Genomic DNA, 3,404 nt, shown 5'->3' on the forward strand with positions numbered 1-3,404 from the left:
AACGAGTTCGGAGCGGCGGCCCCGGAGGCGCTCCGTGGTGTCCGGGCACTGGCGAGACGGATGGGGGCACTGCTCGTTATCACCGGCCAAGATGCAAAGCCGGACGGGTTCGCTGGGCTCGGAGACGTGGCAGTTCCGCGCCCGAGCTTGGAATTGAAGCAGCGAATTGCACGAGCAGTTGGAGGGCAACTCACCCCGGTCTCTCTGGAGGTGCTCAGGGCAGTAGGATCAGGCATCGAGGCCGCTCTCGTCGGGCAGATTGGCGGTGATCTAAAGGTCAACGCCACGCGCCTGCTTCTGATCGATCAATACATCCGCAAGCGTTTGGCTGGGCACGCGCGGATTGGGTCGTTTGGCCTAAGGCGGCTCGCGAGCTCGCTGCATACGCAGATCGCATTCTCGATGGCAGAGGCGAATTTCGACGATTTCATGCGCGCTGAAGGCCTGGGCTTTGCTGAGTGCGATGCGCTGTTTGCGGCCGGCCTGCTGGCTCGACGGACGGGGCGGGTGTCGTTCTCCCATGAGATGATGCTGAATGCGTGTGCGGCGATCGACCTCGCACGAACGGCGGAAAGCGATCCCATATGTTTCGGGCAGCGATTGGCAGCGCCGATCCTCGAGCCGATCGCCGGCGACATCGTTGCGGCGATCGACGATGCGGCTGTCTGTCGAGGCGTCCTTTCAGAGGTGACGAGTTCGACATTGTTGGGCGATGCGGCGAGAGGAAACTTTGGTCCGATCGCAGCTTCGAGCGCATGGGATTTGTTGAACGAGGCGACGGAAGCCTGTGTCGAGGAAATTCGTGGGGCTCGGCTTGCGCTGTCGAAAGAAGGGGATGCCGTCCGGATCGGCTGGGAAGACGAGACCCGGCGCAAGTGGACGCATCCGGAAGAGTCAAGGCTCCGCGCGATCGGTCGCCTTGCCGTCGGCGGATCTGGCCTCGACATCTTCCTAAGGCTCTGTGCGGAGATGGACAGTCGGTTAGCGACGGAGCGGGGCCGTTGGGCAGATTTTGCTCGCGAAGAGCGATATCCGATCCGAAGTCAAAGCTTCGCGCTGACGTACTACGGGTTCGGCGAATCCATCGGTTTTACCGAGGTTGCCCGATCAACGCAGCGCGGCTTTGAACGAGCAGCAAAAGAGGAGCGCGCCTTCCCGATCAAGGTGGAGCAACTGACTTCGGGCCAACTCCATTTCTTGCTGGAGGGGCGTCGGGTGTTCTTCGATGGCAACGATAGTGAGTTCGCCGAGCAACTGATTTATCTATTTCGCGAGCGGTTTCGGTGGGAGCCATACCACGTTCAACTCGCCATGCTGGGTTCAATTGGCTATGCGCGTCGGGCGCCGCAGGAGGTGCTTGAACGCCTGATCGAAGCTATCCAGGCTCTCGACGTGAGTCCGACAAACTGGGCCATCAATTCGAGTATCGTCGACTCGCTGAAGATCCTCGGCGCACTTGATGTTGAGGCCGAGGGTTCACGGGAGCAGGTCAAAGCCGAGCTGGCGTCCGTGCTTGTTGACGATGAAGATGTCGTCGACCATGACCTTGCTCTCTCGCTGTGCTTGAGGATGTTCGATCATCCGTTCGACTCCATCTATGGCGAGGAAATTTACAGTCTGGACGAAGAGTTGCGGCGACGCCTCTATCGCCGAGCACTGCGCGCTTCGGATATCAGGAGCTCAACGAGCTTGGACTGGCTTACCAGGGAGGTAGCATCGTTTGGCGATGCTGCCGACGCAGCCTTGCTGCGGCCGCTCACAGGCCTGCCTAGCAGGACAAACCCGTTTGCGCAGGAGGAATGGGGCGCCTTTGCGACCGCGACCCGGTTTGTCGGTCGACATCATGCCGAGTTGGAGCCGGTGGATCCAACAACGTCGGAAGAAGCGTGCCTCGTCGCAATCCGGTTTCTGATCTACGCCATCGAGGCGAAGCGATCAACAGAAGCCGAGGCAGCACGGCTCGCTTGGGTACGGCTCCGTGAAATGCCGGCTCAGTTGGTCGTCGGTTGCCTGAGCGAGATTCAAAAGGCACTAACCGATCGGTTTATTCCGACCGAGAGGGTCGATGCGTATCCGCCTTTGGACTTCGTGGCAGGCTATCCGTCGGATTGCCTGGCGGTATCACGACGCTTCATCGACGACGGGATCGATGCTCAGTTCTACCATCGAGTCCCGCACAGGGAGGACGGAATGAAGTTCGCGTTCGATACGGTCGCGACTTGTGGGGATCGAAGCGACGTCGAAAGGCTTCGAGGCCGAACCCGGGCTCATCGCTTCGCGCGGCACGCGCTGGCGGCGCTTAAGCGTTTGGAGGGTAGCGTTACAGAATGAAGGAGAGCGGCGTTCCCGGTTCTAGTTCAAATTCGCAGCTGCAAGTGTCCGCTCCCAGCAGAAGACGCAGTTCCTCAAACGTCAGCGATGAGGCGAAGCGGTCATCCGCGATGCCACTTATCTCAAGAGCAGGCAGCAACAATTTCGATTGAACCGCCCGAGTTTAGGAATGGCCGACATCGTCGCACGGCGACGGGTGAGATAGATTAGCTGGTCTACACTGACCACCTCGCCGAACACGCGGAAAACTTCCTCTGACCTGGACATGCCGAACGTTTGCATGTGTGGTCGGCGATGAAGAGAACAGACGGCCAGTCGGCGAACTCATAGTATCCGGCGACGGCCCTCTCCTCGATTTCGAGAATGCCGCGCTTCCGCCACCGATCGAGTCGAGCTTGTCGGCCGACCGAGTACGCCGGGAGTGGCGGTGCGCGTGGCGCCAAAATTTTCCCACCTAAACGCCCGGCTTGTCCCGGTAAAACGAAACAACGTTGCCTCAGTCACCTAGGCTTGAGGCAATACGGGGACGGCTGGTTCTGATCTCGTGTTCCAAAGCAGCCTTAACGCCTTCTATCAGCTAACGCCGGTTTGCTGATCGTGATGTAGCCCCTTGTTCACATCGAGAGATCGCCACCTCTTCCCCGATTGCGCCGATCAGCGCAGACACGCGAGCGCGGACTCGTGGGGGGAGTTGAACAAGACGCTCGATCAGGTGCCGTCCCTCAGCGCTGGCTATGAAGTCAATTCGCTCATCGACCGGTAGAACTGAAGCCTCGCAGGTTCTCTCAACATTTTCCGGAAGGCCGTTGAAAAAGCGGCTGACGGGCACACCCAGCGACCTGCCAATCTCGTAGATCATGGACGCGCTTACTCGGTTCCTCGCGTTCTCATATTTTTGAAGCTGCTGAATACTGATGCCGATCGATCGGGCAAGCTGAGCTTGGGACACATCTGATTGCACCCGAACCATTGCGATCTGCCTGCCGACGTGAACATCGGCGGTGTGAGGATGATGCCCGATCTTTGATTTTGGCGCTGCCCGGAAAGGGTTCGGCCTCTGCAATGCTTATAAA

At 59.3% G+C, this 3,404-nt stretch carries 1 protein-coding gene; it reads left to right on the forward strand.

What is annotated here, in order from left to right; genetic code table 11:
* Nucleotides 1-2,331 (forward strand): hypothetical protein (locus tag EOA29_RS29595; RefSeq protein WP_210213181.1); only part of this gene is annotated, 2,331 nt, incomplete at its 5' end.
* Nucleotides 2,332-3,404: the final 1,073 nt, after the last annotated feature.

It is taken from the genome of Mesorhizobium sp. M1E.F.Ca.ET.063.01.1.1, assembly GCF_003998155.1.
Classification (GTDB): Bacteria; Pseudomonadota; Alphaproteobacteria; order Rhizobiales; family Rhizobiaceae; genus Mesorhizobium.